General features: G+C 70.7%; 24 protein-coding genes. 17 read left to right on the top strand and 7 right to left on the bottom strand.

The window, feature by feature from the left end; all coding sequences use genetic code 11:
* Window positions 1-9 precede the first annotated feature (9 nt).
* The 11 genes from ald to FM051_RS43675 all read left to right on the top strand — a co-directional run bounded on the left by ald (window position 10) and on the right by FM051_RS43675 (window position 9,117).
* On the top strand, window positions 10-1,119 hold the full coding sequence (gene ald / locus FM051_RS43725) for an alanine dehydrogenase (protein ID WP_158852991.1): 1,110 nt from the start codon (window positions 10-12) through the stop codon (window positions 1,117-1,119).
* A gap of 176 nt (window positions 1,120-1,295) precedes the next feature.
* Window positions 1,296-2,177, top strand: coding sequence for a site-specific tyrosine recombinase XerD (gene xerD / locus FM051_RS43720; protein ID WP_158852990.1), 882 nt, complete (start codon window positions 1,296-1,298; stop codon window positions 2,175-2,177).
* Between the two features lie 85 nt (window positions 2,178-2,262).
* On the top strand, window positions 2,263-2,640 hold the full coding sequence (locus tag FM051_RS43715) for an ArsR/SmtB family transcription factor (protein ID WP_158852989.1): 378 nt from the start codon (window positions 2,263-2,265) through the stop codon (window positions 2,638-2,640).
* Between the two features lie 113 nt (window positions 2,641-2,753).
* Window positions 2,754-3,728, top strand: a complete 975-nt coding sequence (locus FM051_RS43710; RefSeq protein ID WP_202919354.1) for a ParA family protein — start codon at window positions 2,754-2,756, stop codon at window positions 3,726-3,728.
* On the top strand, window positions 3,725-4,072 hold the full coding sequence (locus tag FM051_RS43705; RefSeq protein WP_158852988.1) for a hypothetical protein: 348 nt from the start codon (window positions 3,725-3,727) through the stop codon (window positions 4,070-4,072). The genes FM051_RS43710 and FM051_RS43705 overlap by 4 nt, the downstream gene beginning before the upstream one ends.
* 35 nt (window positions 4,073-4,107) lie before the next feature.
* Window positions 4,108-4,980 (top strand): segregation and condensation protein A, encoded by an 873-nt coding sequence (locus tag FM051_RS43700; protein ID WP_420803661.1) that lies wholly within the window; start codon window positions 4,108-4,110, stop codon window positions 4,978-4,980.
* Window positions 4,977-5,654: an SMC-Scp complex subunit ScpB gene (scpB, locus tag FM051_RS43695; protein WP_158852987.1), complete on the top strand. Its 678-nt coding sequence runs from the start codon at window positions 4,977-4,979 to the stop codon at window positions 5,652-5,654. Before FM051_RS43700 ends, scpB begins: the two co-directional genes overlap by 4 nt.
* A complete protein-coding gene (locus FM051_RS43690) occupies window positions 5,647-6,408 on the top strand; it encodes a pseudouridine synthase (protein WP_238413092.1) in 762 nt (253 codons plus the stop codon). The genes scpB and FM051_RS43690 overlap by 8 nt, the downstream gene beginning before the upstream one ends.
* A gap of 248 nt (window positions 6,409-6,656) precedes the next feature.
* The gene (locus tag FM051_RS43685; protein WP_158853007.1) at window positions 6,657-7,424 is read left to right on the top strand and encodes an ABC transporter permease; all 768 of its coding nucleotides are present in this window, start codon (window positions 6,657-6,659) and stop codon (window positions 7,422-7,424) included.
* Window positions 7,421-8,224, top strand: a complete 804-nt coding sequence (locus FM051_RS43680; RefSeq protein WP_158852985.1) for an ABC transporter permease — start codon at window positions 7,421-7,423, stop codon at window positions 8,222-8,224. Before FM051_RS43685 ends, FM051_RS43680 begins: the two co-directional genes overlap by 4 nt.
* Complete coding sequence (locus FM051_RS43675; RefSeq protein WP_158852984.1) at window positions 8,221-9,117, top strand: ABC transporter ATP-binding protein; 897 nt, start codon at window positions 8,221-8,223, stop codon at window positions 9,115-9,117. The genes FM051_RS43680 and FM051_RS43675 overlap by 4 nt, the downstream gene beginning before the upstream one ends.
* Before the next feature lie 656 nt (window positions 9,118-9,773).
* Here the strand turns inward: FM051_RS43675 and FM051_RS43670 are convergent.
* Complete coding sequence (locus FM051_RS43670) at window positions 9,774-10,931, bottom strand: 4-hydroxybenzoate 3-monooxygenase (RefSeq protein ID WP_238413091.1); 1,158 nt, start codon at window positions 10,929-10,931, stop codon at window positions 9,774-9,776.
* 291 nt (window positions 10,932-11,222) lie between these two features.
* On the opposite strand from FM051_RS43670, the gene FM051_RS43665 reads away from it, so the two are divergent.
* The 5 genes from FM051_RS43665 (at window position 11,223) to FM051_RS43645 (ending at window position 17,500) form a co-directional block, all read left to right on the top strand.
* Entirely contained in the window at window positions 11,223-12,185 is a 963-nt protein-coding gene (locus tag FM051_RS43665) for an ABC transporter substrate-binding protein (RefSeq protein ID WP_238413090.1), read from the top strand.
* Between the two features lie 356 nt (window positions 12,186-12,541).
* Complete coding sequence (locus FM051_RS43660; RefSeq protein ID WP_238413089.1) at window positions 12,542-15,595, top strand: sensor histidine kinase; 3,054 nt, start codon at window positions 12,542-12,544, stop codon at window positions 15,593-15,595.
* Window positions 15,592-16,014, top strand: coding sequence for a roadblock/LC7 domain-containing protein (locus tag FM051_RS43655; RefSeq protein WP_158852980.1), 423 nt, complete (start codon window positions 15,592-15,594; stop codon window positions 16,012-16,014). Before FM051_RS43660 ends, FM051_RS43655 begins: the two co-directional genes overlap by 4 nt.
* A 55-nt stretch (window positions 16,015-16,069) precedes the next feature.
* Window positions 16,070-16,666, top strand: coding sequence for a GTP-binding protein (locus FM051_RS43650; protein WP_158852979.1), 597 nt, complete (start codon window positions 16,070-16,072; stop codon window positions 16,664-16,666).
* An 81-nt stretch (window positions 16,667-16,747) separates the two neighbouring features.
* On the top strand, window positions 16,748-17,500 hold the full coding sequence (locus FM051_RS43645; protein ID WP_238413088.1) for a class I SAM-dependent methyltransferase: 753 nt from the start codon (window positions 16,748-16,750) through the stop codon (window positions 17,498-17,500).
* Here FM051_RS43645 and FM051_RS43640 read toward each other — a convergent pair.
* The 4 genes from FM051_RS43640 to FM051_RS43625 all read right to left on the bottom strand — a co-directional run bounded on the left by FM051_RS43640 (window position 17,451) and on the right by FM051_RS43625 (window position 21,633).
* The gene (locus FM051_RS43640; RefSeq protein WP_158852978.1) at window positions 17,451-19,001 is read right to left on the bottom strand and encodes a diguanylate cyclase domain-containing protein; all 1,551 of its coding nucleotides are present in this window, start codon (window positions 18,999-19,001) and stop codon (window positions 17,451-17,453) included. The genes FM051_RS43645 and FM051_RS43640 overlap by 50 nt on opposite strands.
* Before the next feature lie 143 nt (window positions 19,002-19,144).
* Entirely contained in the window at window positions 19,145-19,624 is a 480-nt protein-coding gene (locus FM051_RS43635) for a hypothetical protein (RefSeq protein WP_238413087.1), read from the bottom strand.
* On the bottom strand, window positions 19,590-20,222 hold the full coding sequence (locus FM051_RS43630; protein ID WP_158852977.1) for an RNA polymerase sigma factor: 633 nt from the start codon (window positions 20,220-20,222) through the stop codon (window positions 19,590-19,592). The genes FM051_RS43635 and FM051_RS43630 overlap by 35 nt, the downstream gene beginning before the upstream one ends.
* 208 nt (window positions 20,223-20,430) lie before the next feature.
* Entirely contained in the window at window positions 20,431-21,633 is a 1,203-nt protein-coding gene (locus FM051_RS43625) for a S8 family peptidase (RefSeq protein WP_158852976.1), read from the bottom strand.
* Between the two features lie 77 nt (window positions 21,634-21,710).
* On the opposite strand from FM051_RS43625, the gene FM051_RS43620 reads away from it, so the two are divergent.
* The gene (locus tag FM051_RS43620; protein ID WP_158852975.1) at window positions 21,711-24,323 is read left to right on the top strand and encodes a CHAT domain-containing protein; all 2,613 of its coding nucleotides are present in this window, start codon (window positions 21,711-21,713) and stop codon (window positions 24,321-24,323) included.
* A gap of 18 nt (window positions 24,324-24,341) precedes the next feature.
* On the opposite strand, the gene FM051_RS43615 is transcribed toward FM051_RS43620, so the two are convergent.
* Window positions 24,342-24,797 carry an NUDIX hydrolase gene (locus tag FM051_RS43615; RefSeq protein ID WP_158852974.1) on the bottom strand — a complete coding sequence of 152 codons (456 nt, stop codon included), beginning with the start codon at window positions 24,795-24,797 and terminating at the stop codon, window positions 24,342-24,344.
* A gap of 200 nt (window positions 24,798-24,997) precedes the next feature.
* The gene (locus FM051_RS43610; RefSeq protein WP_158852973.1) at window positions 24,998-25,798 is read right to left on the bottom strand and encodes a tetratricopeptide repeat protein; all 801 of its coding nucleotides are present in this window, start codon (window positions 25,796-25,798) and stop codon (window positions 24,998-25,000) included.
* Window positions 25,799-25,828 lie beyond the last annotated feature (30 nt).

Genomic DNA, 25,828 nt, shown 5'->3' with positions numbered 1-25,828 from the left:
GCTTCAAAGGTGCTGGTCGGAATTCCACGAGAGGTGAAGGTCCGCGAGTACCGGGTCGCCATCACCCCGGCGGGTGTGGTGGAACTGGTGCGGCGGGGGCACCGCGTGCTGATCGAGGCCGGCGCGGGCGACGGGTCCTCGATCCCGGACGACGAGTTCGTCGCGGCCGGCGCGCACATCGCGCCGCACGCCGACGACGTGTGGGGCGACGCCGAGCTGGTGCTCAAGGTCAAGGAGCCGGTCACCGAGGAGTTCCACCGGATGCGACCGGGCCAGACCCTGTTCGCCTACCTGCACCTCGCCGCCAACGCCCAGTGCACGCGCGCTGTCGTCGCCTCCGGGATCGACGCCATCGCCTACGAGACCGTGCAACTGGCCGACGGTTCGCTGCCGTTGCTCGCGCCGATGAGCGAGGTCGCGGGACGGATGGCCGCCCAGGTCGGCGCGCACTGCCTGGAACGCAACCAGGGCGGGCGCGGTGTGCTGCTCGGCGGCGTGCCGGGGGTGCCGGCGGGCAAGGTCGTGGTGATCGGGGCGGGCGTGGCCGGGATGAACGCCGCCGCGGTGGCGCTCGGCATGCAGGCGGAGGTGGTCGTGCTGGACACCAACGTCAACCGGCTGCGCCAGATCGACTTCGGCTACCGCGGCCACCTGCAGACGGTGGCCAGCAACTCGTACGAGGTGGAGAAGGCCTGTCGGTGGGCGGACCTGGTGATCGGCGCGGTGCTGGTGCCGGGGGCGAAGGCGCCGACGCTGGTGGACAACCACCTGGTGTCGACCATGCGGTCCGGGTCGGTGCTCGTGGACATCGCCATCGACCAGGGCGGGTGCTTCGCCGACTCGCGGCCCACCACGCACGACGATCCGACTTACCGGGTGCACGATTCCGTCTTCTATTGCGTGGCGAACATGCCGGGCGCGGTGCCGCACACCTCGACGTGGGCGCTCACGAACGTCACACTGCCGTACGTGACTGCGTTGGCGGACAAGGGTTTCCGACGGGCGATCAGCGACGATCCGGCGTTGGCGAAGGGTGTGAACGCGGTGCGCGGCACCATCGTGCAGGCCGAGGTGGCCAAGGCGCACCACATGCGGCACGTTCCGCTGGCCCAGCTGTGAGCGGCCCGGAGTCGAGTGGCGTCGTGTCGAGTGGCCCGGCGGTGGACGGTCCGGTGGTGGGTGGTCCGGCGGTGGGTGGTTCGGTGGTGGGCGGCGTCGAGGTGCCGGAATTGTCGGACCCCGTCGGTAAGGTAAAAGCAGGGGTCCCCTTGGCGGGGACCCCTGCGGGGCGTGCAATGGGCGCCTACATGGACCACCTGACGGTGGAGCGGGGCACGTCGCGCAACACGCTCGAGTCGTACGGCCGGGACCTGCGCCGGTACGCCGAGCACCTGGTGGGCAAGGGCGTCGAGGACCTGGCCGACGTCACCGAGGCCCTGGTCGGGGACTTCCTGGCGTCGCTGCGCGAAGCGGGCCTGGCCGCCTCCTCCGCCGCACGCACCCTGGTCGCGGTGCGCGGGCTGCACCGGTTCGCCCACCGCGAGGGCATCACCGGGCACGACCCGGCCCGCGCCGTCCACCCGCCGACCCCGCCGCGCCGGCTCCCCAAGGCGCTGCCGGTGGACGACGTGCTGAAGCTGCTCGAAGGCCCCTGCGAAACCCCCGCGCACCTGCGCGACCGCGCCCTGCTGGAACTGCTGTACTCCAGCGGCGCGCGGATCTCCGAGGTCGTCGGCCTCGACGTGGACGACGTGGACGCCGCCGAGCGCACCGTGCTGCTGGACGGCAAGGGCGGCAAGCAGCGCATCGTGCCCGTCGGACGCCCGGCACTCGAAGCACTGGACGCCTACCTGGTGCGGGCCCGCCCCGTGCTGGCCAAACGCGGCACGCCCGCGTTGTTCCTCAACGCGCGAGGCGGCAGGCTGTCCCGGCAGACGGCGTGGCACGTGCTCAAGACGGCGGCCGACCGTGCGGGTATCGAAGCCGAAGTCTCGCCGCACACGCTGCGTCACTCGTTCGCCACCCACCTCCTGGAAGGCGGCGCGGACGTGCGCGTCGTGCAGGAGTTGCTGGGCCACGCCTCCGTGACGACGACGCAGGTCTACACGTTGGTCACGGTCAACACCTTGCGCGAGGTCTACGCGACCGCTCATCCTCGCGCATCGGGTGGAACATGAGCGCGCCACGGGTACCGTGGGCGCACACCTGACCGGGTACCCACCCACGATTCACAGAGCCCGACGAGCTGGAGGTGCCGACCAGGTGCCGAACTTGGACGAGCCCAAGCGCACTGCGATCGAGCTGAGCGCGGTGCTGCACGCGTTGAGCGACCCCACCCGGCTGGCGGTGGTGCGGCAGATCGAAGCCGACGGCGAGCGCCTGTGCGGCGCGCTGATGGTGGACGTCGCCAAGTCCACCCTGTCGCAGCACCTGCGCGTGCTGCGGGAGGCCGGTATCACCCGGACCAGGGCGTGCGGCAACCAGCGGTGGGTGTCGCTGCGGCGCGACGACCTCGACGAGCTGTTCCCCGGACTGCTCGACGTGGTGCTCCGCGCCGTCGACCGGACCGGCGCGCCGGCCGACCGGACGGACGAGCGGGCAGACGACCGGGTAGACGACCGGGCGGATGCGACGCGCTGAGACCCGCTGAGACGCGCTGAGAACGACTGCGGGCGCTTCGGCGGGGCGCGTTGCTGCTGGACCTCGGTGTGCCTAGGCTGCGCCCAGGCAGAGGACTAGGAATCGGGAAGGCGATGTCGACACCGGAGCACGCGGGCCAGACGTGGGGCGCGCCCCCACCGCCCCCGTCCCCGTCCGGTGTGCCGCGCGCCTCGGTCGAGCTGAGCCTCGCCCCGCACGCCGCACCCGCGGACGAGGACCACACCGAGCAGGTCGCGGGCGAGATGGGGCCGACCGGCCGCCCGCTGCGCTTCGTCGCCGAACCACCGCTGATCGCCGGGCACGGTCCGGCGAAGATCCTCGCGGTGTGCAACCAGAAGGGCGGGGTCGGCAAGACCACGTCCACCATCAACCTCGGCGCCGCCCTCAGCGAGTACGGCCGGAAGGTGCTGCTGGTCGACTTCGACCCGCAGGGCGCGCTGTCGGTCGGCCTGGGCGTGCACCCGCACCAGCTCGACCAGACGATCTACAACGTGATCATGGAACGCGACGTCGGCGTCGGCGACGTGATCATGCGCACCCCGGTCGAGGGCATGGACCTGCTGCCCAGCAACATCGACCTGTCCGCCGCGGAGATCCAGCTGGTGTCCGAGGTGGGCCGGGAGCACACGCTGGTGCGCACGCTGCGGCCGGTGATAGAGCACTACGACTACGTGCTGGTGGACTGCCAGCCGTCGCTCGGCCTGCTCACGGTCAACGCCCTCGCGGCGGCTGACGGCGTCCTCATCCCGCTGGAGTGCGAGTTCTTCAGCCTGCGCGGGGTCGCCTTGTTGATAGACACCATCGAGAAGGTCAGGGAGCGGTTGAACCCGAAGCTGGAGATCACCGGAATCCTCGCCACCATGTACGACCCGCGCACGCTGCACTCCCGCGAGGTGATGGCGCGCGTGGTCGAGGCGTTCGGCGACGTCGTGTTCGACACGGTGATCAACCGCACGGTCCGGTTCCCGGAGACGACCGTCGCCGGTGAGCCGATCACCAGCTGGGCGCCGCGCTCGGCGGGTGCGAAGGCGTACCGCGCGTTGGCGCGCGAGGTGATCGCCCGGTGACCCGACGCCCATCACTGCCGGGCGCGTCCGAGCTGTTCCGCCTCACGACCAGTTCCGCTTCCACCGGCGTGCCCGAGATTTCGGACGCGGCCGACGTCCCGGCGCAGGAGCAGCCGGCGCAGCGTCGCGGGACCGGGCGGCAGAAGCACTCGACGAAGATCACCGTGTACGTGTCCGACGAGGAGCTGCTGGCGTTGGAGCACGCGCGGCTGGCGTTGCGCGGCGACCACGGGCTGGCGGTCGACCGGGGACGTGTGGTGCGCGAGGCCATCGCGATCGTGCTCGACGACCTCGAAGGGCACGGCGAGGACTCGCTCCTGGTGCGTAGGTTGCGCGAGCAGTGAGCGGTGACGCACCCCGTACCGAAACCGAAACCGAAGTGCCGGTCGAGGCGGTAGCTGCCGAAGCCGTGCCGGCGGAGCCCGTGGCGGCGGAGCCCGAGCCCGTGGTGGCCGCGCCGCCGGACGACGGCCGGTTCAAGGTCAAGCTGACCAACTTCGAGGGCCCGTTCGACCTGCTGCTCCAGCTCATCTCGCAGCACACGCTGGACGTGACCGAGGTGGCGTTGCACACGGTCACGGACGACTTCATCGCGTACATCCGGGCGTTGGGCGACCAGTGGGACCTGGACGAGACGACCGAGTTCCTGGTCATCGCGGCGACCCTGCTCGACCTCAAGGCGGCCCGCCTGCTGCCCTCGGGCGACGTGGAGGACGAGGAGGACCTGGCGCTGCTGGAGGCGCGGGACCTGCTGTTCGCGCGGCTGCTGCAGTACCGGGCGTACAAGCAGGTCGCGGCGCTGTTCGCGGAACTGGAGCGGGGCGCGTACCGGCGCTACCCGCGGTCGGTGGCGTTGGAGCAGCGGTACGAGGGGCTGTTGCCCGAGGTGATGCTGGGTGTGGACGCCCAGAGGTTCGCCGAGATCGCGGCGGTCGTGTTCCGGCCCAAGCCGCCGCCGACGGTGTCGACGTCGCACATCCACCAGCACCGGGTGTCGGTGCGCGAGCACGCCGACATGCTGCGCGCGCGGCTGGCCGAGGCGGGCACGGCGACGTTCACCGAGCTGATCGCGGACTGCACGGAGACGATGGAGGTCGTCGCCCGGTTCCTGGCGCTGCTGGAGCTGTACCGCGAGAGGTCCCTGGCCTTCGAACAGCCGGACCCGCTGGGTGAGCTGCGCATCACGTGGGTCGGCGGGACGATCGAGGATGCACAGGCCGAGGCCCGCGACGAGGACGAGGAGTACGGGTGAGCGACCACCGAGCAACCGGGCCCGAGCCCGCCGTCGAGCAGGCCGAGCTGGATGAGCGGGCCGAGCGGGCTGGGGCGGGGCTGCCTGAGGCGGTTGCGGATGAGGAGGTCGAGGCCGGTGGGCTGCCCGACCTCGCTGATGAGGGCGAGTTCGAGGGCGCGTTGGAGTCCATCCTCCTCGTCGTGGACACCCCGATCGCCGAGGAGCAGCTCGCCGGAGTCCTCGAACAGTCCGTGAAGCGCGTCACCGCCGCCCTCCACCGGCTGGCCGCCCGGTACACCGAGCAGAACAGTGGCATCGACCTGCGTAGAATCGGAGACGGCTGGCGGTTCTACACGCGGGACCGCTTCGCGCCATTCGTGGAGAAGCTGCTGCTCGACGGGCAGCGCGCCAAGCTCACCCGGGCCGCGTTGGAAACCCTCGCGGTCATCGCCTACCGGCAGCCCGTGACCAGGGCCCGGATCGCGGCGGTGCGCGGGGTGAACGTCGACGGGGTCATCCGCACGCTCGTCGCGCGCGGCCTGATCGCCGAGACGGGCACGGACTCCGACACGGGTGGCATCCTTTACCGCACGACCGAACTGTTCCTGGAGCGGTTGGGGCTGTCGTCGTTGGGCGACCTGCCACCGATCGCTCCCCTGCTGCCCGAAGTGGATGCGATCGACGATGTCTGACCAGGCCGGCCCGAACCCCTCAGAACAGTCGGAGGGGATCCGGCTGCAGAAGGTGCTCGCCAAGGCGGGCATCGCCTCGCGGCGGGTCGCCGAGGAGCTGATCGAACTCGGCCGCGTCCAGGTCGACGGCGAGGTGGTCCGCGAGCAGGGCCGCCGCGTCGACCCGGACACCGCGGTCGTGCACGTGGACGGCGTGCGCGTGGTGCTCAAGGAGGACGTGGTCACCATCGCGTTCAACAAGCCGCGCGGCGTGCTCTCCACCATGCACGACGACGCGCACCGCCCGTGCGTCGGCGACTACCTGCACAACCGCAAGGAACGCCTGTTCCACGTCGGCAGGCTGGACGCCGACACCGAGGGCCTGTTGCTGCTGACCAACGACGGCGACCTGTCCCACCGGCTGATGCACCCGTCCTACGAGATCTCCAAGACCTACCTGGCCGAGGTGCCCGGTCCGATCCCGAAGGACCTCGGCAAGCGCCTGCGCGCGGGTGTCGAGCTGGAGGACGGCCCGATCCAGGTCGACTCGTTCAAGCTGGTCTCCTCCATGCCGGGCAAGGCGCTGGTCGAGGTGGTCCTGCACGAGGGCCGCAAGCACATCGTGCGCCGCCTGCTGGACCACGTCGGCCACCCCGTGGAGCACCTGGTCCGCACCGCCGTCGGCGACGTCCGGCTGGGCAACCAGCGCCCCGGCTCGATGCGGGTCCTCAACCGCCAGGAAGTCGGCTCCCTCTACAAAGCCGTCGGTCTGTAGGCACCGTCGGTCTGTAGCACCCCGGCTGCTTCCCCGACCTGCCCTGCGATCCGCCTGCCCTGCGATCCGCCCTGCGCCAACCCCTCATCCCACTGGGCGGAAGGGGGCTTGGTCACGTCAGTGTGAGCCGACAGCACAGGGCAAGATCACATGCTGAAGTTTCACCGCCACTCATTGTGGCGAAGGACTTCACTCTCTAGATTGAGCCGGGTTGGCTGGCGTTGATCAACTGGGAAGAGGCGTTGCGCGTGCGTGCGCTCACCCGAGGACTGCTCGGTGTGGCCGGGTTCCTCGTAGTTTGGGAGCTGTTCGGCCGGTCCGCGCTGGTTCCCGCGGAGTACTTGCCACCGCCGTCCGTAGTAGCGGTGGAACTGCTGAAGTTGTTGGTGGATGAGGCTTTCCTGAGGGACGTCATCGCGACGGTCCTCGCGTTGCTCATCGCGGTGGGGCTGTCGGTCGGGATCGCCGTCCCGCTCGGCCTCGTGCTCGGCAGCGTGGCCTCGGTGCGCCACGCCACCCGCGCCGTGGTCGAGTTCCTGCGCCCCATCCCGTCGGTGGCGCTGATCCCGCTGGCGATGGTGCTGCTCGGCATCGGGCCGGAAACCAAGATCACCCTCGCGGTGTACGCGGCGATCTGGCCCATCCTGTTCAACACCATCTACGCGCTCGACGAGCTGGACCCGCTGCTGGTCGAGACCGCGCGGGCGTTCGGCACCGGCCGGTTGCGCGTGCTGGTGTCCGTGGCGCTGCCCAGCGCGTTGCCGTTCGTGCTGACCGGTATCCGGCTGGCCGCCACGACGAGCCTGGTCGTGGTGGTCAGCGTGGAGCTGCTCGCCGGCGGTTCCGGCGGCATCGGGCAGTTCATCGGTGACGCGCGCAGCGGCGCCGGGCGGATGGACATCGTGCTGGCCGGCACCGTGGTCGCGGGCGTGATCGGGTACCTGCTCAACGAAGGGCTGGAACGCGCGCAGCGCCGCTGGGTCGGCTGGAGCTCGGTCACCGGAGGTCGGTCGTGAACCGGTTCGTGCAGCGGTGGGCGGTGTTCGTCGGCCTCGTCGTGGTCTGGGAACTGCTCACCTGGTTCGCCGAGGACCCGTTCTTCCCGCGCCCGTCCGAGATCGTCGTGGCGGCGCACGGGTTGTGGTTCTCCGGTCCTCCCGGGGACCTGTTCCTGACCGACGCGGTGTTCGAGCACATGCTGCCGAGCATCGGTCGGCTGCTCGCCGGGTGGTCCATCGCCGCCGTGCTCGGCATCTCGCTCGGCGTGGCGCTCGGCCGTTCCGCGACGGCCACCGACTACGCCGGGCCGCTGCTGACGTTCATGCGCTCGATCCCGCCGCCGCTGCTGGTGCCGGTGTTCCTGCTCGTGTTCAGCGCCGGCACCCAGATGCAGCTCGCCACGATCGTCTTCGGCGTGCTGTGGCCGATCCTGCTCAACAGCGTCGACGGCGCCCGCTCCGTCGACACCACGAAGTTCGAGACCTCGGCGGTGTTCCGCATCCCCAAGGCGCAGTGGATCCTCGGTGTCGTCCTGCCTTCCGCGGCGCCGAAGATCTTCGCCGGGCTGCGGGTCTCCCTGTCGCTGTCGCTGGTGCTCATGGTCGTGTCCGAACTGGTCGGGACCGACAACGGGATCGGGTCGCAACTCCTCGTCGCACAGCGGGAGTTCGACTTCCCCGACATGTGGGCCGGGATCCTCCTGTTGGGAGTCCTCGGCTACGCCCTCAACACCGTGCTCCTCGCCTTCGAGCGCAAAGCCCTTGCGTGGCAACCGAAGCAGGAGCGCACCCCCGCGACGGTGGAGGAAAAAGTATGACCGCGATGCTCGAAGTGGCCGACCTCGGCCACACGTACCAGGCGAAGGACGGCGCGCACACCGCGATCGCCGACCTGTCGTTCACCGTCGGAACCGGCGAGCTGGTCTGCGTGGTCGGCCCGTCCGGCTGCGGCAAGTCCACGCTGCTGCGCACGATCTCCGGCCTGATCCGCCCGACCCGCGGCGAGATCAGCCTGCACGGCAACGAGGTCCGCGGCGTGCCCGACGACCTGGCCGTCGTGTTCCAGGACTACAGCCGCTCGCTGTTCCCGTGGCTGACGGTGCAGAAGAACGTGGAGTTCCCGCTCCGCCGCAGCCTGGGCCGCGCCGAACGCCGTGCGCGCGCGGCGGAGGCGCTGGAGTGGGTCGGCCTGTCCGACGCCGACCGCAAGTACCCGTGGCAGCTGTCCGGCGGCATGCAGCAGCGCGTCGCGATCGCCAGGGCGCTGGCCTACCGGCCCGCGTTGCTGCTGATGGACGAGCCGTTCGCCTCGGTGGACGCGCAGACCCGGTTCGAGCTGGAAGACCTGCTGCTGAAGGTGCGGACCGAGCAGGACACCACGGTCCTCGTGGTGACGCACGACATCGACGAGAGCGTCTACCTGGGCGACCGGATCCTGGTGCTGTCCACGTCGCCCGCGTCGGTGGTGGCGGACCTGAAGGTCGACCTGCCCGCGCAGCGCGACCAGATCACCACCCGCGAGTCCGAGGCGTTCGTCGCGCTGCGGGCCGAGGTGGCGCGGCTGCTGAACGTCGGCAAGACCTCGGAGGAGGTCAAGGCCCGGCGCAAGGCGAACGAGCAGCAGGCGGCGAAGTGGGCCGAAGCCGAAAGAGCAGAGACGGAGCGCGCGGAGGTCTCGCGGGACGAGGCCGAGGAGCGCGCTACGACGTGAAACGTCCTCACGTAGGTTAAAAGGAGCGCCCAGCGGGCGATCCGCGGCTCGTCGGCCCTCTCAGGGGCGGCGCCGGGGGTCGCCCGTTGTCGTGTCCGGGGACGGTCGGAGTGCGTCGGGGTGCGGTCGGGGTGTGGGTCGGCGGGGTGGTCCGAAGGCTGGGATTCGACGGGGATCGTTCGCAACAATTCGACATCGTTCTGCCTCGGGGGACGCCGGCGGGAAGATCGCGGACCGTGACGAAATCGCGCAGGCATGATCATCGGGCGGTGGCGGGTTGATCACGTTCAGTGGGCGTCGACGGCTTTTCGCGGCCGTGGCGGGGCATTCAATCAGTGATTCGCATGGGTCGCGAGGGCGGCGGGGAGAGTGTCGCGGGACGGGTTCGACCGTCCGGGGAGTGGAATCGGCGGCGAATGCATTCGGGCTTCGCGTGCGAGTGTCGCGTCCGGCGTGATGCACAGCGTGACATTCGGTGTGGTCTTCACTGTTGTATTCATTGCGACTTCGAATGGGGGCGGCTCATTGACGGGGCCCTCGCCTTGTTCTCCGGGGAAGCACTCCGATGTGCTTCGGCGGAGAACAAGGCGGCGACATTCCCTGCCTTTGCGGCCCGTTGCCGCGGAGAACGGTCCGGATCGTCGCGAGGTGTTCCTTCAGGGGCCCACGTAGTTCTGCGCGAAATATCCGGCGGACGCCCCGGAGGCGATGAGGTGTTCGAGCCGGGCTTGACCCAACCGGCTCAGGAACGGCTCCGGCGACCGGTGGATCATGAACACCATCCACTGCGAGAACTCCTGCGCACGCCACACGCGCCGGAGGCAGACCTCGGAGTAGCTCCGCAGGCCCGTCTCATCACCCGTTCGGTGGTAGCTCGTCAGGGCGGCGGCCAGGACCTCGGCGTCGTGCAATGCGAGGTTCATTCCCTTGGCCCCCACCGGAGTGATGATGTGGGCGGCGTCGCCGAGCAGGTACAGGCTGCCGTGGTTCATCGGTTCGACCACGTGGCTGCGCATGTCCAGGATGCGCTTCTCCACGATGCGGCCCTCGGTGAGCTTCCAGTCCGAGTCCCGCAGCGCCAGCCGCTTGTGCAGCTCGGTCCACACCCGCTCGTCCGGCCAGTTGTCCACCGTGTCGTCCACCGGAACCTGGAGGTAGTAGCGCGAAACCGTAGAACTGCGGAGCATATGACCTGCGAATCCATCCGGGTGAAGTGCGTAAATCACCTTGTGGGTGGATGGCGGCGCCTCGGCCAGGATGCTCAGCCACTCGATGCCGTGCTGGTGGGTGAACTCCTGGACCGCGCCGGCCGGGATGCTGGCCCGCGTCACGCCGTGGAACCCGTCCGCGCCCGCGATGAACGAGCAGTCGAGCCGCTCCCGCGTGCCGTCGGCGGTCGTCCAGGTCAGAGCCGGTTCCGGTGACTCGATGTCGTGCAGTTCGACGTCCGTGACGGACCACCGCACGTCACCGCCGCGCTCGTCCACGTAGTGCCGCACGAGGTCCTGGACGACCTCCTGCTGCGGGTAGATGTAGTGCGTTTGGCCGTCGTAGAGCGTGGCGTAGTCCACTTCGTACGCCTCGCCGTTGACCCGGAATTCGCAGGCGCCGTGTCTGTCGGCCTCTTGGAGTAACCGGTCCGCGAGCCCGTGCTCGGTCAACATTTGCACCGCGCGGTGCTCCAGCACCCCGGCGCGCGGCCGGGTCTCGATGTGCTCCCGAGTGCCTTTTTCCAGCACAACGCAGGGGATTCCGGCCTCGCGCAGCAGGTTCCCCAAGGTCAATCCCGCCGGGCCCGCTCCGACGATACCCACGGGACGCCGGTTGCTCTGTACGGCCCATTCCGCGTCAAGATCGCTCACCGCATACCCCAACCTCTGGACAGCCTGTGCAAAGATGCTCACCGAAGGTAGTGGATCAGCCTTCGAGTGTCGGTCGACTGGGGTCTTGCCGAACCGCTCGCAACACTCAGAGTGGTTCCGCACGCCACTGTCGCCCGTGCATCCTGCCCCGCAAAGTCGTCACTCCAACAGGAGATGCCCCCCATGACTCGAAGAGTCGGCCTCTCGGCTCGAAGGATCTTCGGCGTAGCGTCCGCTGTCGCGATGCTCGCCGTGGTCTCCGGCTGCGGTCTCCTCGGTGGTTCCACGATCGAGACCACCACGGCCGCCGCCCCGGGCAAGGTCGAAAAGGCCAAGATCACTCTCGGCCTGCTCCCCATCCTCGACGTCGCGTCGGTCCACGTCGCGATCAAGAACGGCTACTTCAGGGAGGAGGGCCTCGAGGTCGAGCCCAAGATCATCCAGGGTGGCGCCGCGGCCATCCCCGGTCTGATCAGCGGCGACCTCGACATCTCCTTCGGCAACTGGGTCTCGTTCTTCGGTGCCGAGGTCAAGGGGATCGCCAAGGACGTCGACGGCCTCAAGCTGATCAACGACGGCTACCAGGCCAAGCCCGAGATGTTCCTGATCCTCGCCAAGGCCGACTCGTCGATCAAGACGCCGAAGGACCTCGAGGGCAAGACCATCGCGATCAACACGTTCAAGAACATCGCCGAGCTCACCGCGCGGGCCACGTTGCAAGCCAACGACGTGGACCCCAACAAGGTGACGTTCAAGGAGTTCCCGTTCCCGGACATGGAAGCCGCGGTCCAGAACGGCACGGTCGACGCGGCCTTCATGGTGGAGCCGTTCATCAGCCGCGCCCAGCGGGCGAGCGGCCAGATCACGGTGCTCGACGCGGCGTCCGGCCCGACGGACAGCATCCCGATCGCGGGCTACGGCACGACCGGCAAGTTCGTGAAGGAGAACCCCAACACCGTCGCCGCGTTCCAGCGCGCGATGGCGAAGGGTCAGCGCGACGCGGCTGACCGCCCCACGGTCGAGCCGCTGCTGGTCGAGTACGCCAAGGTCGACAAGGAAACCGCCAGCCTCGTGCACTTCGGCGAGTTCCCGACGACCCTGGACGCCACCCGCCTGCAGCGGGTCGCGACGTTGATGCGAACCTACGGCTTGCTGGAGAAGGACTTCGACGTCAAGTCGATGTTGGTCAGTACGCCGGGTGGCTGATCCGACGGGGGAGCCCGTCGCCGGGCTCCCCCTCGGGTGTTTCCCGTTCGGGTCGAGAGCGTGAAAAAACCATGAACGCCGGTTAGCGATCGTTTAGCGCGTCCCGCTGTGGTCTGCGCGACAATGGTTGATTTGCAAAGTACCGGCCATCTCGTCCGAACGGCGGTATGACTCGGCTGGATTTTCCACCAAGATCCACCGGGTTTGTAGGGATGTGTCGTTTCTCCGGGCTGGGGAGTGTGCTGACGGTGCGCGGTCACGATGACCACGCCTCCGGGAGAGATCCGGAGCGGATTCAACTCGACACGGGTGCCGCGAAGAGCGGTCCACCCGACTCGGGTCCCAGCACAGGCGCCGTGACCGCCGACCGGGGAGTCTCCCGGTGGCGTCTGCGGAACTGGCGCCTGCGCAGCAAACTGGCCGTGGTGCTCCTGGTGCCCGCGCTGAGCACGCTCGCCCTCGCGGGGCTGCGGCTGAACACCCAGCTGGACGACGTGGAGCTGTTCGGCCAGGTCCAGCGGGAGCTCCAGCTGTCCGCCCAGGTGGCGTCGGCCTCGGACGCGCTGCAACTGGAGCGCGACGCGGCGGTCTGGTACGTCGCGGGCGGTAGGCAGGAGAACCAGCCCGAGTTCGAGACCCGGTCGAGCAAGGTCGACACCGAGGTCCTCAGGCTGCGGGACGTCGCGGCTTCCACGACCGGCATCGACGACGCCGTGCGCGAGTCGTTCCAGAAGTCGCTGCAGGCGCTGGACGGCCTCAACGCGCTGCGGAACACGGTGAAGACCACCAAGTACCCCGACATCTCGGTGCACAGCGCCTACAGCCAGATCCTGGCCGCGCTCGCCCAGGTGCACCGCGCCACCGCGAGCAGCCTGAGCAACGAGACGATCACCCCGCTGGCCGGCGCCAACCTCGCGCTCTACACCGCGAAGGAGCAGCTGTCCCAGCAGAACTCGATCCTGCTGTCCACGGCCGAGCGCGGCGAGTTCGCCCCCGGCCAGGCCAACGCGCTGCGCGCGGCCCAGTCCCGACTGGACGCCGCGCTCACCGACTTCGCCAACACCGCGAGCCAGGAGAACCGCCAGCTGCTGTCGGACACCGTGTCCGGCGCCTCGGTGGACGGCCGCAACCTGTTGGTGCAGCTGGCGTTGGTGCAGCAGGCCGACACGGATTCGGTGTCCATTTCGGACGCCGACGTCCTGCGCGTCGGCGAGGAGACCGCCGGACTGCTGCGCGACGTGTCGGAGGACATCGAGCGGCAGGCCGACCGCGCGTCGCTCGACCTGACCGAAGAGGCCCGCGCGTCCGCGTGGCGTGACGCGGCACTGGTCGCCGCCGCGCTGGTGATCGCGTTCGCCCTCATGGCCTTCGTCGCCCGCTCGATGCTGACGCCGCTGCGCGTGCTGCGCCGCACCGCGTTGGACGTGGCCCGGAACCGGTTGCCGGACGCCATCAAGAGGATCCGGACCCACCGCGACCCGGCGCGTGCCGCGGAAGAGGCGCTGGTGCCGGTGCCGATCAACACGACCGAAGAGGTCGGCCAGGTGGCGCGGGCGTTCGACGCCGTGCAGCGCGAAGCCGTCCGCCTCGCGGTCGAGCAGGTGGCGCTGCGCGCGAACGTCAACGACATGTTCATCAACCTGTCCCGGCGCTCGCAGGCGCTGGTCGAGCGGCAGATCACCGTCATCGACCGGCTGGAGCAGGACGAGCAGGACCCGGACCAGCTGGCCAGCCTGTTCGAGCTGGACCACCTGGCCACCCAGATGCGCCGCAACAGCGAGAACCTGCTGGTGCTGTCCGGCACCACGGTCAACCGCCGGGTCACCCGGCCGGTGCCGATCTCCGAGGTGCTGGGCGCCGCGGTCTCCGAGGTGGAGAAGTACGCCCGCATCCAGATCGCGCCCGCGCCGGAGCTGAAGGTCCAGGGCCGCGTGGTCAACGACCTCGCGCACCTCATCGCCGAGCTGCTGGACAACGCGACCGCGTTCTCCAAGCCCACCACCAAGGTGACCGTGCGGGCGATCGAGACCCGGCGCGGCGAGGTGTCCATCCGCATCCACGACCGCGGTGTCGGCATGCAGGAGCAGGACGTCGTCGACGCCAACATCAAGCTCGCCGACCCGCCCGAGGTCGACGTGTCGGTGGCCCGCGAGATGGGTCTGTACGTGGTCGGCCAGCTCGCCAAGCGGCACGAGATCCGGGTCACGTTGAGCAACAACGACGACATAGAGGGTGGGGTTACGGCGCAGGTCGTGCTGCCGGTCGGACTGCTGCACCGCGGTCCCGAACCGCTCGCGCCCCGGCCGGCGCCGCTGGCGCTGCCGCAGCGCCAGGCCAACCCGCAGCTGGAGGACAGCGGTGTCGGCGTGCTGGCCGGCGTGCCCAAGTGGACGCCGGAGATCGCGCCCGGTGGCTACCAGCCGCTGGAGACGACGCCCGCGCCGTTCCCGCAGGTGGTGCAGACGCACGAGGCCGAGCCGGGCGGCTACTTCGAGATCGAGCAGACCCCGGCGGCCGACCTGTTCACCGCCACGGTGACCGAGACCGTGCCGCCGCCCGGCGAACAGGTGCCGGACTACTCCTACCCGCCGTCGGCCGCGAAGTCGGAACCGGCCGTGGTCGAGGTGGAGGAAGACGACGCCTCCACCCAGCGGCTGCCGATCTACGAGGACGTGCTGTCGCGCTGGTTCCAGGGCGGCGAGGCCGAGGCCGGGGTGCACGGCGAGCTGGGCGGCGGCGAACAGGGCGGCGAACAGCCGGCGTCCGCCGTGCCGCCGGAGACCGCCGCCGAGAAGACGATGTTCGCCGACCGCGCCGAGCTGATGGGCACGGACAACCAGGCCGGCTCCAACGGCCACGAGCGGACGGCGTCGGAACAGACCGTCTACACCAACAGTTCCGACCTGATCACGCCGCCGCCCGCACCGGCCAAGCCGACGCCGCCCGCTCCGCGCGGCTCCACGCCGGCGGGCCTGCCCAAGCGCGAGCCCGCGCCGTCCGCGATCCCGTCGTCCGGCGCGTCGTCGCCCGGCTGGGGCGACGACAGCTGGTCGGTGGCCAGCAACGCGCTCAAGGCGCCGGTGGACGACACCACCACCGCGGGCCTGCCCAAGCGCGTCCCCAAGGCGCGCCTGATGCCCGGTTCGCTCACCGCACCCGCGCCGCGCGGGTCGACGCCGACGACGGCCCAGCCGTCCGCGAACGGCTCGACGTCGCCGTCCGGTGTCGCGACCGCCGCGCCGCCGCGCCGTTCCGCCGACCGGCTGCGCCAGCGCTTCGCCACCTACCAGCGCGGCGTGCAACTCGGCCGCCAATCCGGCGACGACGCCGGAATGCCCTGGGAAGGCCCGTCGTTCGGTACTGAAGACAACGCCGCCCGAGGCGGCAATCCGACCAAGGAGCAGAAGTGACCACCGCAGCCGAGGAACTCGACAACTTCAGTTGGCTGGTCGATGACTTCGTCGCCCGGGTCGCGGGCGTCGCGCACGCGATCGTGGTCTCCGCGGACGGCCTGTTGCTCGCGTCCTCGGAGCGGTTGCCGATCGACCGCGCCGAACAGCTCGCGGCGGTCGCGTCCGGTCTGGTGAGCCTGAACCTCGGCGCCGCCCGCTGTTTCGAGGCGGGCGACGTCAAGCAGACCGTGGTGGAGATGGAGCGGGGCTACCTGTTCCTGATGTCGATCAGCGACGGCTCGTGCCTGGCCGTGCTGGCCGCGCCCAACTGCGACATCGGCCTCATCGGCTACGCGATGACGCGGCTGGTCGAGCGGGTCGGCGTCCAGCTCACCCCGGAGATCCGCTCGCAGCTGCACGTCGCCATGCGCGGCTGAGGTCTGAGGTCCCACCACCCGGCGAGGTCCTACTACTAAGGGAAAGCAGAGCAACATGAGCGGTGGCGCTCCCGGACGGCCGGGGTCATCCGCGGCGAGCCTGTCCGTCACATCGACCAAGATCGTGGTCGCGGGTGGGTTCGGTGTCGGCAAGACGACCTTCGTCGGGTCGGTCTCGGAGATCGTGCCGCTGACCACCGAGGCGGTGATGACCGAGGCCAGCGTCGGCGTGGACGACCTGTCGGCCACGCCGAACAAGATGACCACCACGGTGGCCATGGACTTCGGCCGGGTGTCGCTGGACAGCGACCTGATCCTGTACCTGTTCGGCACACCGGGCCAGCACCGCTTCTGGTTCATGTGGGACGACCTGGTGCGGGGCGCGATCGGCGCGGTCGTGCTGGTCGACACCCGCAGGCTGTCGGACGCGTTCGCCTCGATCGACTTCTTCGAGGACCGCGAGCTGCCCTACGTGGTGGGCGTGAACTGCTTCGACGGGTTGCTGCACCACCGCATCGAGGACATCCGGGAGGCGCTGACGATCGACCAGTCGGTGCCGATCGTGCCCTGCGACGCGCGCAACCGGCAGTCCACCAAGCAGACGCTGATCACGTTGGTCCAGCACGCGATGATGCAGCCGACCTTCGCCTGACACCCGACCCGAGACCCGCCGCTCCGGCCGCGAGCGGAAATTCGCTCGCGGCCGGAGCGTGTCCGGGCCACACTCGGGCGGGTGACCGAGCAACCGGTGAACCAGGACGTGGCCGCCTACTACGACCTGGTCAACGAGTGGGGCCCGAGCGACGACTTCTACCTCGACCTGGTGATGGCCGCGGACGCCGTGCTCGACGTCGGCTGCGGCACCGGCATGCTGCTCAGCGTGGCGCGGACCAGCGGTCATCCCGGCCGCCTCGTCGGGCTCGACCCCGACCCGGCGATGCTCGCGGTGGCCCGCCGGACCCCCGACGTGGAATGGGTCGAGGGCCACCTCGGCACGGTGTCGTTCGACGGCGAGTTCGACCTGGTCGTCATGGCGGGGCACGTTTTCCAGATCTTCCTCACCGACGACGAGGTGCGCGAGCAGTTCACCGCCATCCGCCAGGCGCTCGGACCGGGCGGGCGGTTCGCGTTCGAGACCCGCAACCCCGGCGCGCGGGCGTGGGAGCGGTGGGCGCCCGAGTACGGCATGGACATCGTCGGCGAGCGCGGCGAGCGGGTGCGCGTCGAGCACCACGTGGCGAGCGTGGAGAACGGCCTGGTGCGGTTCAGCGAGACGCACAGCAGCCCCGACTGGCCCGAGCCGGTCGTCGACTGGGGCACGCTCCGGTTCACCGAGGCCGATCACCTCGACGCGCTGCTGCGGGAGACCGGGTTCGAGGTGGCCGAGCGCTACGGCTTCTGGGATCGCAGCCCGTTGACCGACACCAGCCGCGAGATCATCTCGATCGCACGACCAGGTCCGCCTCCGGCAGCTCCCCGTCGCTGACGACCAGCGCGCCGGTCGCCCGCACCAGCGGCAGCACCGCGGCCAACGCCTTGCGCGCCAACGGTTCCGGCGGCAGCGCGGCGGGCTCCACGCCGTGCAGCACCTGACGCTCCACAACGGACAGTTCCGGCAGGGCGAACGTGACCCCGTGCAGCAGGCGGCGGACACCCATGTCCGCCAACGTGGTCAGGTTGTCCTCCACCGCGTCCAGGTCCTCGACCAGGGTCGGCGCGGCCAGGCTGAGCCACAGCCACTGCGGCGCCAGGCCCGAGGCGCGCAACGCCTCCGCGACCTGCGCGGTCAGGTCCGGGTCCCGCGACTGGTCCGGTGACAGCCGCACCAGCACCGGCAGCTCCTCGGACACCGCGAAACCGCACGCCTCCTCCAGCACCCACTCGGCCAGCTGACCGCTGAGGCCCAGCTCGTCGGCGAACCGCAGGCACTCCTCGTGCGACACCGGGCCGAACTCCGCCTCGTGCCACCGCAGCCGTACCGCCACCGCGACCCGCTCGCCGTCCCGTTCCACCGACGGGTAGTCCAGCGCGATCTCGCCGTTCTGCAACGCGCCCGGCATCGTCGCGAGCAGCGACAGGCGGGTGCGGTCGCGGGCGTCCTGCCCGGCGTCGTAGATGCCCCACTGGCCCTTGCCACCGCTCTCCGCGCGGCGCAGCGTGCTGTGCGCCTGGCGCAGCAACGCCATCGCGTCCGACCCGCGCGCCGACGTGCGGACGAAACCCATGCCCGCCGACACGCCGACACCGTGCCCGGCGAGGTGCACCGGCTCGGTGAGCGCGGCCTCGATCGCCTCGGCCAGCGCGGAGATCCCCGGCGTGGTGGGCGAGTCCTCGATCAGCACCACGAACTCGTCGCCGCCGATGCGCGCCACCGTGGCGTTCTCGTCGGCCACCACCGCGGTCAGCCGCTGCGCCACCACCTTCAGCAGCTCGTCACCGGCCTCGTAGCCGAGGCCGTCGTTGACGATGGCGACGCTGTCCACGTCCAGGTAGCACAACGTGATCGAGCCCGGCCGGCTCAGCACCTGCTCCAGCTTCGGCAGGAAGCTCTGCCGGTTCGGCAGACCGGTCAGCACGTCGTGCAGCGCCTGGTGGCGCAGGTAGTCCCGCAGCACCCGCTGCTCGGTCGTGTCCTCGACCACGGCGACGTGCCACTGGGGCCGACCGTCCGGGTCGCGCACCACGGACACCGCCACGGTCGTCCACACCGGATCGCCGTCGGCGTTGGTGAACTGCCGTTGCACCCGGCCCGTCCGGGGGGAGAACAACTTCGCCGGGTCGACCGAGGGCAGCATCTCCACCAGCGCCGGGTTGACCCCCACCAGCGTGCCGTCCGCGTCGAACACCGCGATGCCCGCGGCGGAGTCGATGAAGACCTGCCGGAACATCGCCGGCAGCGCGTGTGTCCACGCCTCGTCGTCCAGGCACACCTCGGCCACCGCGGGAGCGTTCGCCGCGGCGAGGGTGGTTCCGTCCGGCTTGGTCATGTGGTGGTGTGCGGGGTGTGTGCGGTAGTGGGGTGCGGTGGTGGGGTCGAAGATCGGGTGGGTGAATCTTCCGGACCCACAGCCACCGCCGTCAAGGCTTGCGCCGACCCGAAACCGCCGCGGCGCGGACGACCGCGACAAAACTAGACGTTGACCCAGTCCGTCACCACGGTCGTGCCGTCGATCTCACACCGGAACCGCACCGGACCCGAGGGCGGCGGGCCGAGCAGGAACATGCCCATCTCGTCCAACTCCGCCTCCTCCGACTCCGCTTCCTTCCCCGGCCTGGTCGCGGTGACCAGCAGCACACGGCCCGGCCGCGCGGGCAGCACCTGGCCCGCGACACCCGCCTCGGTCACCTCGACCTGCACGGACACGCCCTCGGCGTCGAACACGAGCTGCCGCGCCGTCGTCGCCGCCCGCGCCCGCACCGCCAACTCCGTGTCCAGGACCGAGTCGTAGCTGGTCAGCGCGATCAGCTCGGCGTCGACCGTGCGCCACGTGTACGCGGCACGCGCCGCCTGGAGGATGTGCTCGGGCACGTCGTGCTCCTCGGCGAGCGCCGCCCGCAGCTCCCGCAGCAGCACCTCATCGCTTTCCCACCCCGGATCGTCCCTCAACACCGAGCACACCTCCTCCGTCCACCGGTCGCGGGCTGACCAGCCTCAGCACCGCGGGAGTCTTCCGCAACTTGTCCAGGCACCTGATCCGGGTGGGCCCGATGCTGCCCACCGGCATCGCCAACTGCTCGCTGACCACCGCGTAGCTGGGCGGCGGGTCCGCCATCAACCTCGTCAACAACACCTGGCACTGCCGGGACAGCGACCGGAAACCCTCGCGCAGCGCCTGCCGCCGCTGCGCGGCCTCCATCTCCTCGTCCAGGTCCGCGACCGCGTCGTCCGGGCTCACCGGCTCGTCCTCGGACTGCGGGTCGAACGGTTGGACGCGCTGCTGCACCCGCAGCACCCGCAGGCACTCGTTGCGGGTCGTGGTGGCGATCCAGCCGGGCAGCGCGTCCGCTTCGCGGAGCCTGCCGACCTGCTCGACCAGCCGCAACCACACCGTCTGGTTCACGTCCGCCACGTCCGCGGGACGCAACCGGTGCCGGTGGACCACCGCCAGCACCAGGGGCGTGTAGCGCTCCACGATCTCGTTCCACGCTCGTCGGTCGCCCTCCGCGGCGGCGGCCACCAGCGTGGCGATCGGGGATGCAGGGGTCACGTCCCCTCCTCTTGTCCAGGGGATGCTGCGCCTCCGCCCCGGTCGTCGCCGGCGCGGACCCCAGCCGGGTCACGGACTTCGGATTCGTTGCTGCCACACACTACGGAGCGACCACCCGGCCAACAGATACACGCACCAACAGATACACGCACCGGCAGATACACGCACCGGCAGATACACGCACCGGCGGACACTCGTGCCCGGCGGGTTACTCGACCAGAACTCCGTAGCCGGGGAAGAACTCCGGTCGGCCGCTGAGCAGCTTGTCCCGCGCGTCGATCGCGGACAGGCCGTGCTCGGTCATCGTGGCGGCGATCCGGCCGGCGACGTGCGGTGCGGCGAACGAGGTACCCAGCCAGTAGGCGAACCGGTCGTAGACGTCCGCCGGCAGGCCCGGCAGCTCCCACCGGCCCTTGAGGAACGTGCTGGTCCGGTTGCCGACGGCGCACGCGTCCACCCAGTGCCCGTGGTTGGAGTAGCAGGCGGGCGCACGGCTGCCGTCGCGCTCCTCGGCGACCGCGGCCACCGCGACCACGCCGTAGAGCGCGGCGGGCCAGCTGGGTCTGGTGGTGCCCTGGTTGCCCGCCGACGCGACGACCACGACGTCGTCGGGCAGGGTCGCGAGCGCCCGGCGGATCGGTTCGGACGCCGTGTCGTCCTGGGTGAAGCAGCCCATCGAGATGTTGACGATCCGGACCTTCTCGTCGAACGACGACAGCGCCCGGACGAAGTCCTCCTCGGTGCCCAGGCCCGTCGGGTCGAGCGCCTTCTCCGGGTCGAACCGGACGCCCGGCGCGGCCTGGCGCATCACGCCCGCGACGAACGTGCCGTGCCCGCCCTCCAAGGCGAACACGTCGTCGTGCGCGTAAGCGGCGTCGACCTCTTCGGGTTTCGGGATGAACGCGTCGGCCAGCCACAGCGGGTGATCGCTCCCGGCGGTCCGGGAGATGCCCGTGTCGAGGATGCCGACGACCACACCCTTGCCGTGCTCGGAGGTGCTCTTGTCCGGGTCCGCGAGCGGCGTGCCGACGTGCGGCGGCTGACCGGGGTGGCCGTGCATGTTGCCGCCGTGGCCGAACAGCACGTGGTGCGGCTGGACGAACGGCGTGCGCTCGCCGGGCCACTGCCGCGGGTCGCGCAGCAGGCGGACGATGTCCGGGATGTCGTCGGAATTGCGCGGCAGCACCAACCGGACCATTCCGTCGAAATCCTTGCCGCGCTCGTTGCCGATGTTGTTCTGCACCAGTTTCCGGCTGACCCGGTCGGCGTCCTCGCGAATGGTCAGCAGCTCACCGGCGACGAACACGAATTCCCGCCCGCGCTCGGCGTGGAGCCGGTAGCTCTTGTGGTCGAGGATCGCCTGTTGGAAGGCTTCTTGGTAGAGCGCCGATCTGTTCGATGGTTCGGACACCGAGGGCCTCACAGCAGCGTCGACGGGTGCTGAGCCAGAGCAAGCTACCACGGCGGTCCTGGTAATAAGGTGGGTTCGTGGCAGGGGTTTCCGCCGCCGCAGCGCTGGAAGCCCGGCAACGGGATCCGCACGCGGCGATCGAGATGGGTCGTTCGGCGCTCAAGGCGGCCCGGGCGGCGGGGGACGCGGGTGAGGCGTCGATCGCGGAGCGCGCGATCGGGCTGTCCCTGCGCGAGCTGCACGATTTCGACGGCGCCCTGAGACACCTGCGCCGGTCGATCCGGGTCGCCGAGCGCGCGGGTTCGGCGCGGCTGGCCGCGCTCGCCAGGGTGAGCCTGGCGTTCGTGCTGTCCAACACCGGGCGGCACGCGCAGGCGCTGCGCACGGTCAACGCCGCCTTGCCCGAGCTGCGCGGCGGCGACGCGGACATCGCCCGCATGCAGCGCGGGCTCGTGCTGCACTACCTGTGCCGCTACGACGAGGCGCGGCGCGAGTACAACTGGGCCATCGACGCGGCCCGGCGCAGCGGCGACAAGCTCGGCGAGGCTCGGGCGCTGAACAACCGGGGGCTGCTGCGCGCCTACACCGGCGGCCTGCGCGCGGCGGACGAGGACTTCGACCGCGCGGCCGTGCTGTACCGGGAGTTGGACCAGGCGCTCGCGGTGGCGGACGTGCGGTGGAACGCGGGCATCTCCGCGTCGCGGGCGGGTGACGTGCCGCGGGCGTTGACGATGTTCGCCGAGGCCGAGCGCGAGTACCGGCGGCTGGAGGTGCCGCGGCCCGCGCTGCTGATCAACAGGCTGGAGCTGCTGGTGTCCGTGCCGCTGCTGGAGGAGGCGCGGGCGGCGGCCGACCGGGCGTTGGAGGAACTGGGCGGCTCGCTCGTGCTGGCGCGGTCGGAGGCGTTGTTCTACCGGGCCCGGATCGCTTTGCTGGAGGGTGATCTGGAGTCGGCCGTGGAGATGGCGGTGGCGGCGCGCAAGTGGTTCCGCCGGGAGAAGCGCGAGGTGTGGGCGGAGGGCGCGCGGCACCTGGAGCTGCGTGCGGCGTACTTGAGCGGGCAGCGGACGCGGGCGCTGGTGACGGCGTTGACGCGGGTGGCGTCCAGATTGGACTCGCTGGGCCGGCCGATGGCGGGCCTGGAGGCACGGGTCGACGCGGCCCTGGTCGCCAGCGAACTCGGTGACCGCGAACGGGCGGTGGCGGAGTTGACCACGGCGGGCGCGGCCCGGCGCGGCGGCCCGGCGGCGCACCGCGTGCAGGGCTGGTACGCCGAGGCGTTGCGGCGCGATCTCCTCGGCAACGCGCGTGGGGCGCAGATCGCGTTGCGGCGCGGGCTGGCGCTGCTGGACGAGTACCGGGTGTCGTTGGGCGCGTTGGAACTGCGGGCGTTGAGCGGGGCCCAGGGCAAGGCGTTGGCGTTGGAAGGCCTGCGGACGGCGGTGGCCGGCGGTCGGGCGGGACGGGTGCTCTCGTGGGCCGAGGCGTGGCGGGCGGGCGCGCTGCGGATGACGCCGGCCCGGCCGCCGGAGGATTCCGGACTGGCCGACGCGCTGGCGGAGCTGCGGGCGGTGACGGCGGACCTGGAGGCGGCGTCCACGTCGGGGCGTCCGTCGGCGGCGTTGCGGCAACGGCAGGTGCGCGGTGAGCAGCGGGTGCGCGAGCTGACCCGGCGGACCAGCGGCGGGGGCGCGGTGTTCAAGCCGCCGGCGGTGCGGGACCTGGCGCGGGCGCTGGGCTCGTCGGCGTTGGTGGAGTACATCGACCACGACGGCGCGCTGCTGGCCGTGGTGGTGGCGGGTGGTCGGGCGTCGCTGCACCGGCTCGGGCGGTCGGATGGCGCGTTGCGCGAGCTGCGGCTGCTGCGGTTCGCCCTGCACCGGCTGGTGACGCTGCCCGAGCACGTCGACCGGACGGCGGTGCGCGCGGGCGCGGAGCACGCGGCCCGGTTGCTGCAGACCAGGCTGCTGGAGCCGCTGCGACGTCGGCTGGACGACCGGCCGCTGGTGCTCGCGCCGACCGGGCGGCTGGGCGGTCTGCCGTGGTCGGCGCTGCCCGCGTGCCGGGGTCGTTCGGTGACGGTGGTGCCGTCGGCGACGGTGTGGCTGCGTGCCGCGACGTCCACCCTCGTTTCACACGATCGGGCGGTCTTGGCGGCGGGTCCGCGGTTGCCGGCCGCGCCGACGGAGATCTCGGCCATCACGCCGCTGGCCGGTCCGGCGTCGGTGTTGGTGGGGGATTCGGCGACCGTCGACGCGGTGGCGTCCGCGATGGACGGCGCGCCGCTGGCGCACGTGGCGGCGCACGGCTCGTTCCGCGCGGACAACCCGCTGTTCTCCGCGCTGGAACTGGCCGACGGCCCGTTGACGGTCTACGACCTCGAACGCCTGCGCACACCGCCGGCGCGGGTCGTGCTGTCGGCGTGCGACTCGGGCCTGTCGGCGGTGCGGCCGGGCGACGAGCTGATGGGCTTCACCGCGGCACTGCTGGGCCTCGGCACCCGCACCCTGGTCGCCCCCGTCATCCCGGTACCGGCCGAGGTGACCACCCCGCTGATGATCGACCTGCACCGCAGGTTGGGCAAGGGCGACTCGCCCGCGGTGGCGCTGGCGGGCGCGCAGGAGGCGCACCGGGAGAACGGCGACGCCGCGTTCGCCGCGAGCGCCGGCTTCCTGTGCTTCGGCGCTTGATCGCTGCCTTGTCCGGTTTCAGCGCGTGGCCGGCCGGCGGGCCCAGCCCCGGGTGCCGAAGGCGGTCCCGGTGCGGTAGGCGCGGATGCCGGCGGCCGGGTAGTCGATGATCCGGTCGGGGAGGGCGTCGAGCGGGAACCAGCGCACCGCTGAGCACTTGTCGGGTTCGAGGTTGGCGGGGTTGCCGGTCCAGCGCCGAGCTTCGAAGAAGAGACCGAGACGCGGTTCGGGACCGGAGCCGTTGACGTGCAGGGTGTGGACCAGGCGCAGGTCGGCGGGATCGAGGTGGACGCCGACTTCTTCCTCGGCTTCGCGGACGGCGGCGTCGAGGACCGACTCGCCGGCGTCGAGCTTGCCGGAGGGCAGGTGCCACAGGCCGTCGAAGGCCGGGTCGCCGTCCCGGCGGCGGGTGAGCAGCACGCGGTTGTCGTGCACGAGGAGGATGTGGACGTCGATCAGGTGACGGTCGGCCATGGGTCCTCGTGGGTGGGGCACGTGGTCTGGGACCTGTCGGGGTGGCCGCCAGTCGGGATCCGTCTGATGATCATGATATTGACCTGCTCTGTTGCGTTTCGTCGTGTCGATCGTGAGTACGCCGGGGCACACGCTGGCGCTGTGTGGGATCACGTGGACGGTCACGTCGGTGCGGGCGACGACGGTGTCCGGCGCTGAGTTCACGGCCGAGCTGTGGGCGCACATCTGCCGGCGGCGAGGTCGCGGACTTGTTGGGCTGTGGCGTCATCGAACCCGACGACGGGCGCGAGTGCGCGATTGAGGTGCCGGTCCGCGGCGCGGTGGTCGCCGGACAGCCGGTGGGCTCGGCTGAGCAGGGCGCGACACAGTGCCAGGGACACGACGTCGTCCCACTGCTCGTGGGCGGCGGTCGCGCGGGTGAGGTAGTCGGCCGCCGAGTCGTACCGGCCGACCTCGATCATGAGGCTGCCGAGGTGGGTCAGGGTGCGGGCGAAGCCGACCGGGTGGTTGTGGTGGCCGTAGGTCTCCAGTGTCTCGTCGGCGCAGCCGATCACTTTGTGCATGAGCCCCTGCGCGCGGTAGGTCGTGGACAAGTCCGCCAGGGCGGACGCGGTGGCGTCGGGGTCGTCGTGCAGGCGGTGGACGGCCAGTTCTCGCATGCCCTGGGCGGCGGCGAGCCGGAGCAGTCCTCGGGCGCGCAGTACGCCCGCACCCAGACGGAACGCCCTGGCAAGCAGCAGTGAGGTGGGCAGCACCGGGGCCACGGCGACACCGCACTCGTGCAGGCGGCGCAGCCAGTCGTCGTCGACGTCGTCGGGGATCAGTGGCCATATCTCGACCAACAGCTCCGCCGCCTTTTCCGGTTGACCGTCCAGGATGCCCGTGTGCAGAGCGTCGAGGACGTTGTCGGGTTCCTCGGCGAACCAGTCGGGCACACGTCGTGCCTGCCGGATGTCGTACAGCAGCTCCGACAGGGTCGGGGGTCGTGGGCTCGTCGTCATTCCTCGCGCTGTCCCGGAAGTCTTGAGGCG

This window comes from Saccharothrix deserti (assembly GCF_009769385.1).
Taxonomy (GTDB): Bacteria; Actinomycetota; Actinomycetes; order Mycobacteriales; family Pseudonocardiaceae; genus Actinosynnema; species Actinosynnema deserti.
The sequence above is the reverse complement of the archived record's forward strand: the minus strand, read 5'-3'. Positions and strand labels throughout refer to the sequence as shown.

Excerpts from the sequence above, each read along its gene's own strand:
- xerD (WP_158852990.1), top strand. The coding sequence starts at position 1,296 with ATGGGCGCCTACATGGACCACCTGACGGTGGAGCGGGGCACGTCGCGC.
- FM051_RS43710 (WP_202919354.1), top strand. The coding sequence starts at position 2,754 with ATGTCGACACCGGAGCACGCGGGCCAGACGTGGGGCGCGCCCCCACCG.
- FM051_RS43690 (WP_238413092.1), top strand. The coding sequence starts at position 5,647 with ATGTCTGACCAGGCCGGCCCGAACCCCTCAGAACAGTCGGAGGGGATC.
- FM051_RS43675 (WP_158852984.1), top strand. The coding sequence starts at position 8,221 with ATGACCGCGATGCTCGAAGTGGCCGACCTCGGCCACACGTACCAGGCG.
- FM051_RS43665 (WP_238413090.1), top strand. The coding sequence starts at position 11,223 with ATGCTCGCCGTGGTCTCCGGCTGCGGTCTCCTCGGTGGTTCCACGATC.
- FM051_RS43650 (WP_158852979.1), top strand. The coding sequence starts at position 16,070 with ATGAGCGGTGGCGCTCCCGGACGGCCGGGGTCATCCGCGGCGAGCCTG.
- FM051_RS43640 (WP_158852978.1), bottom strand. The coding sequence starts at position 19,001 with ATGACCAAGCCGGACGGAACCACCCTCGCCGCGGCGAACGCTCCCGCG.
- FM051_RS43615 (WP_158852974.1), bottom strand. The coding sequence starts at position 24,797 with ATGGCCGACCGTCACCTGATCGACGTCCACATCCTCCTCGTGCACGAC.
- FM051_RS43610 (WP_158852973.1), bottom strand. The coding sequence starts at position 25,798 with ATGACGACGAGCCCACGACCCCCGACCCTGTCGGAGCTGCTGTACGAC.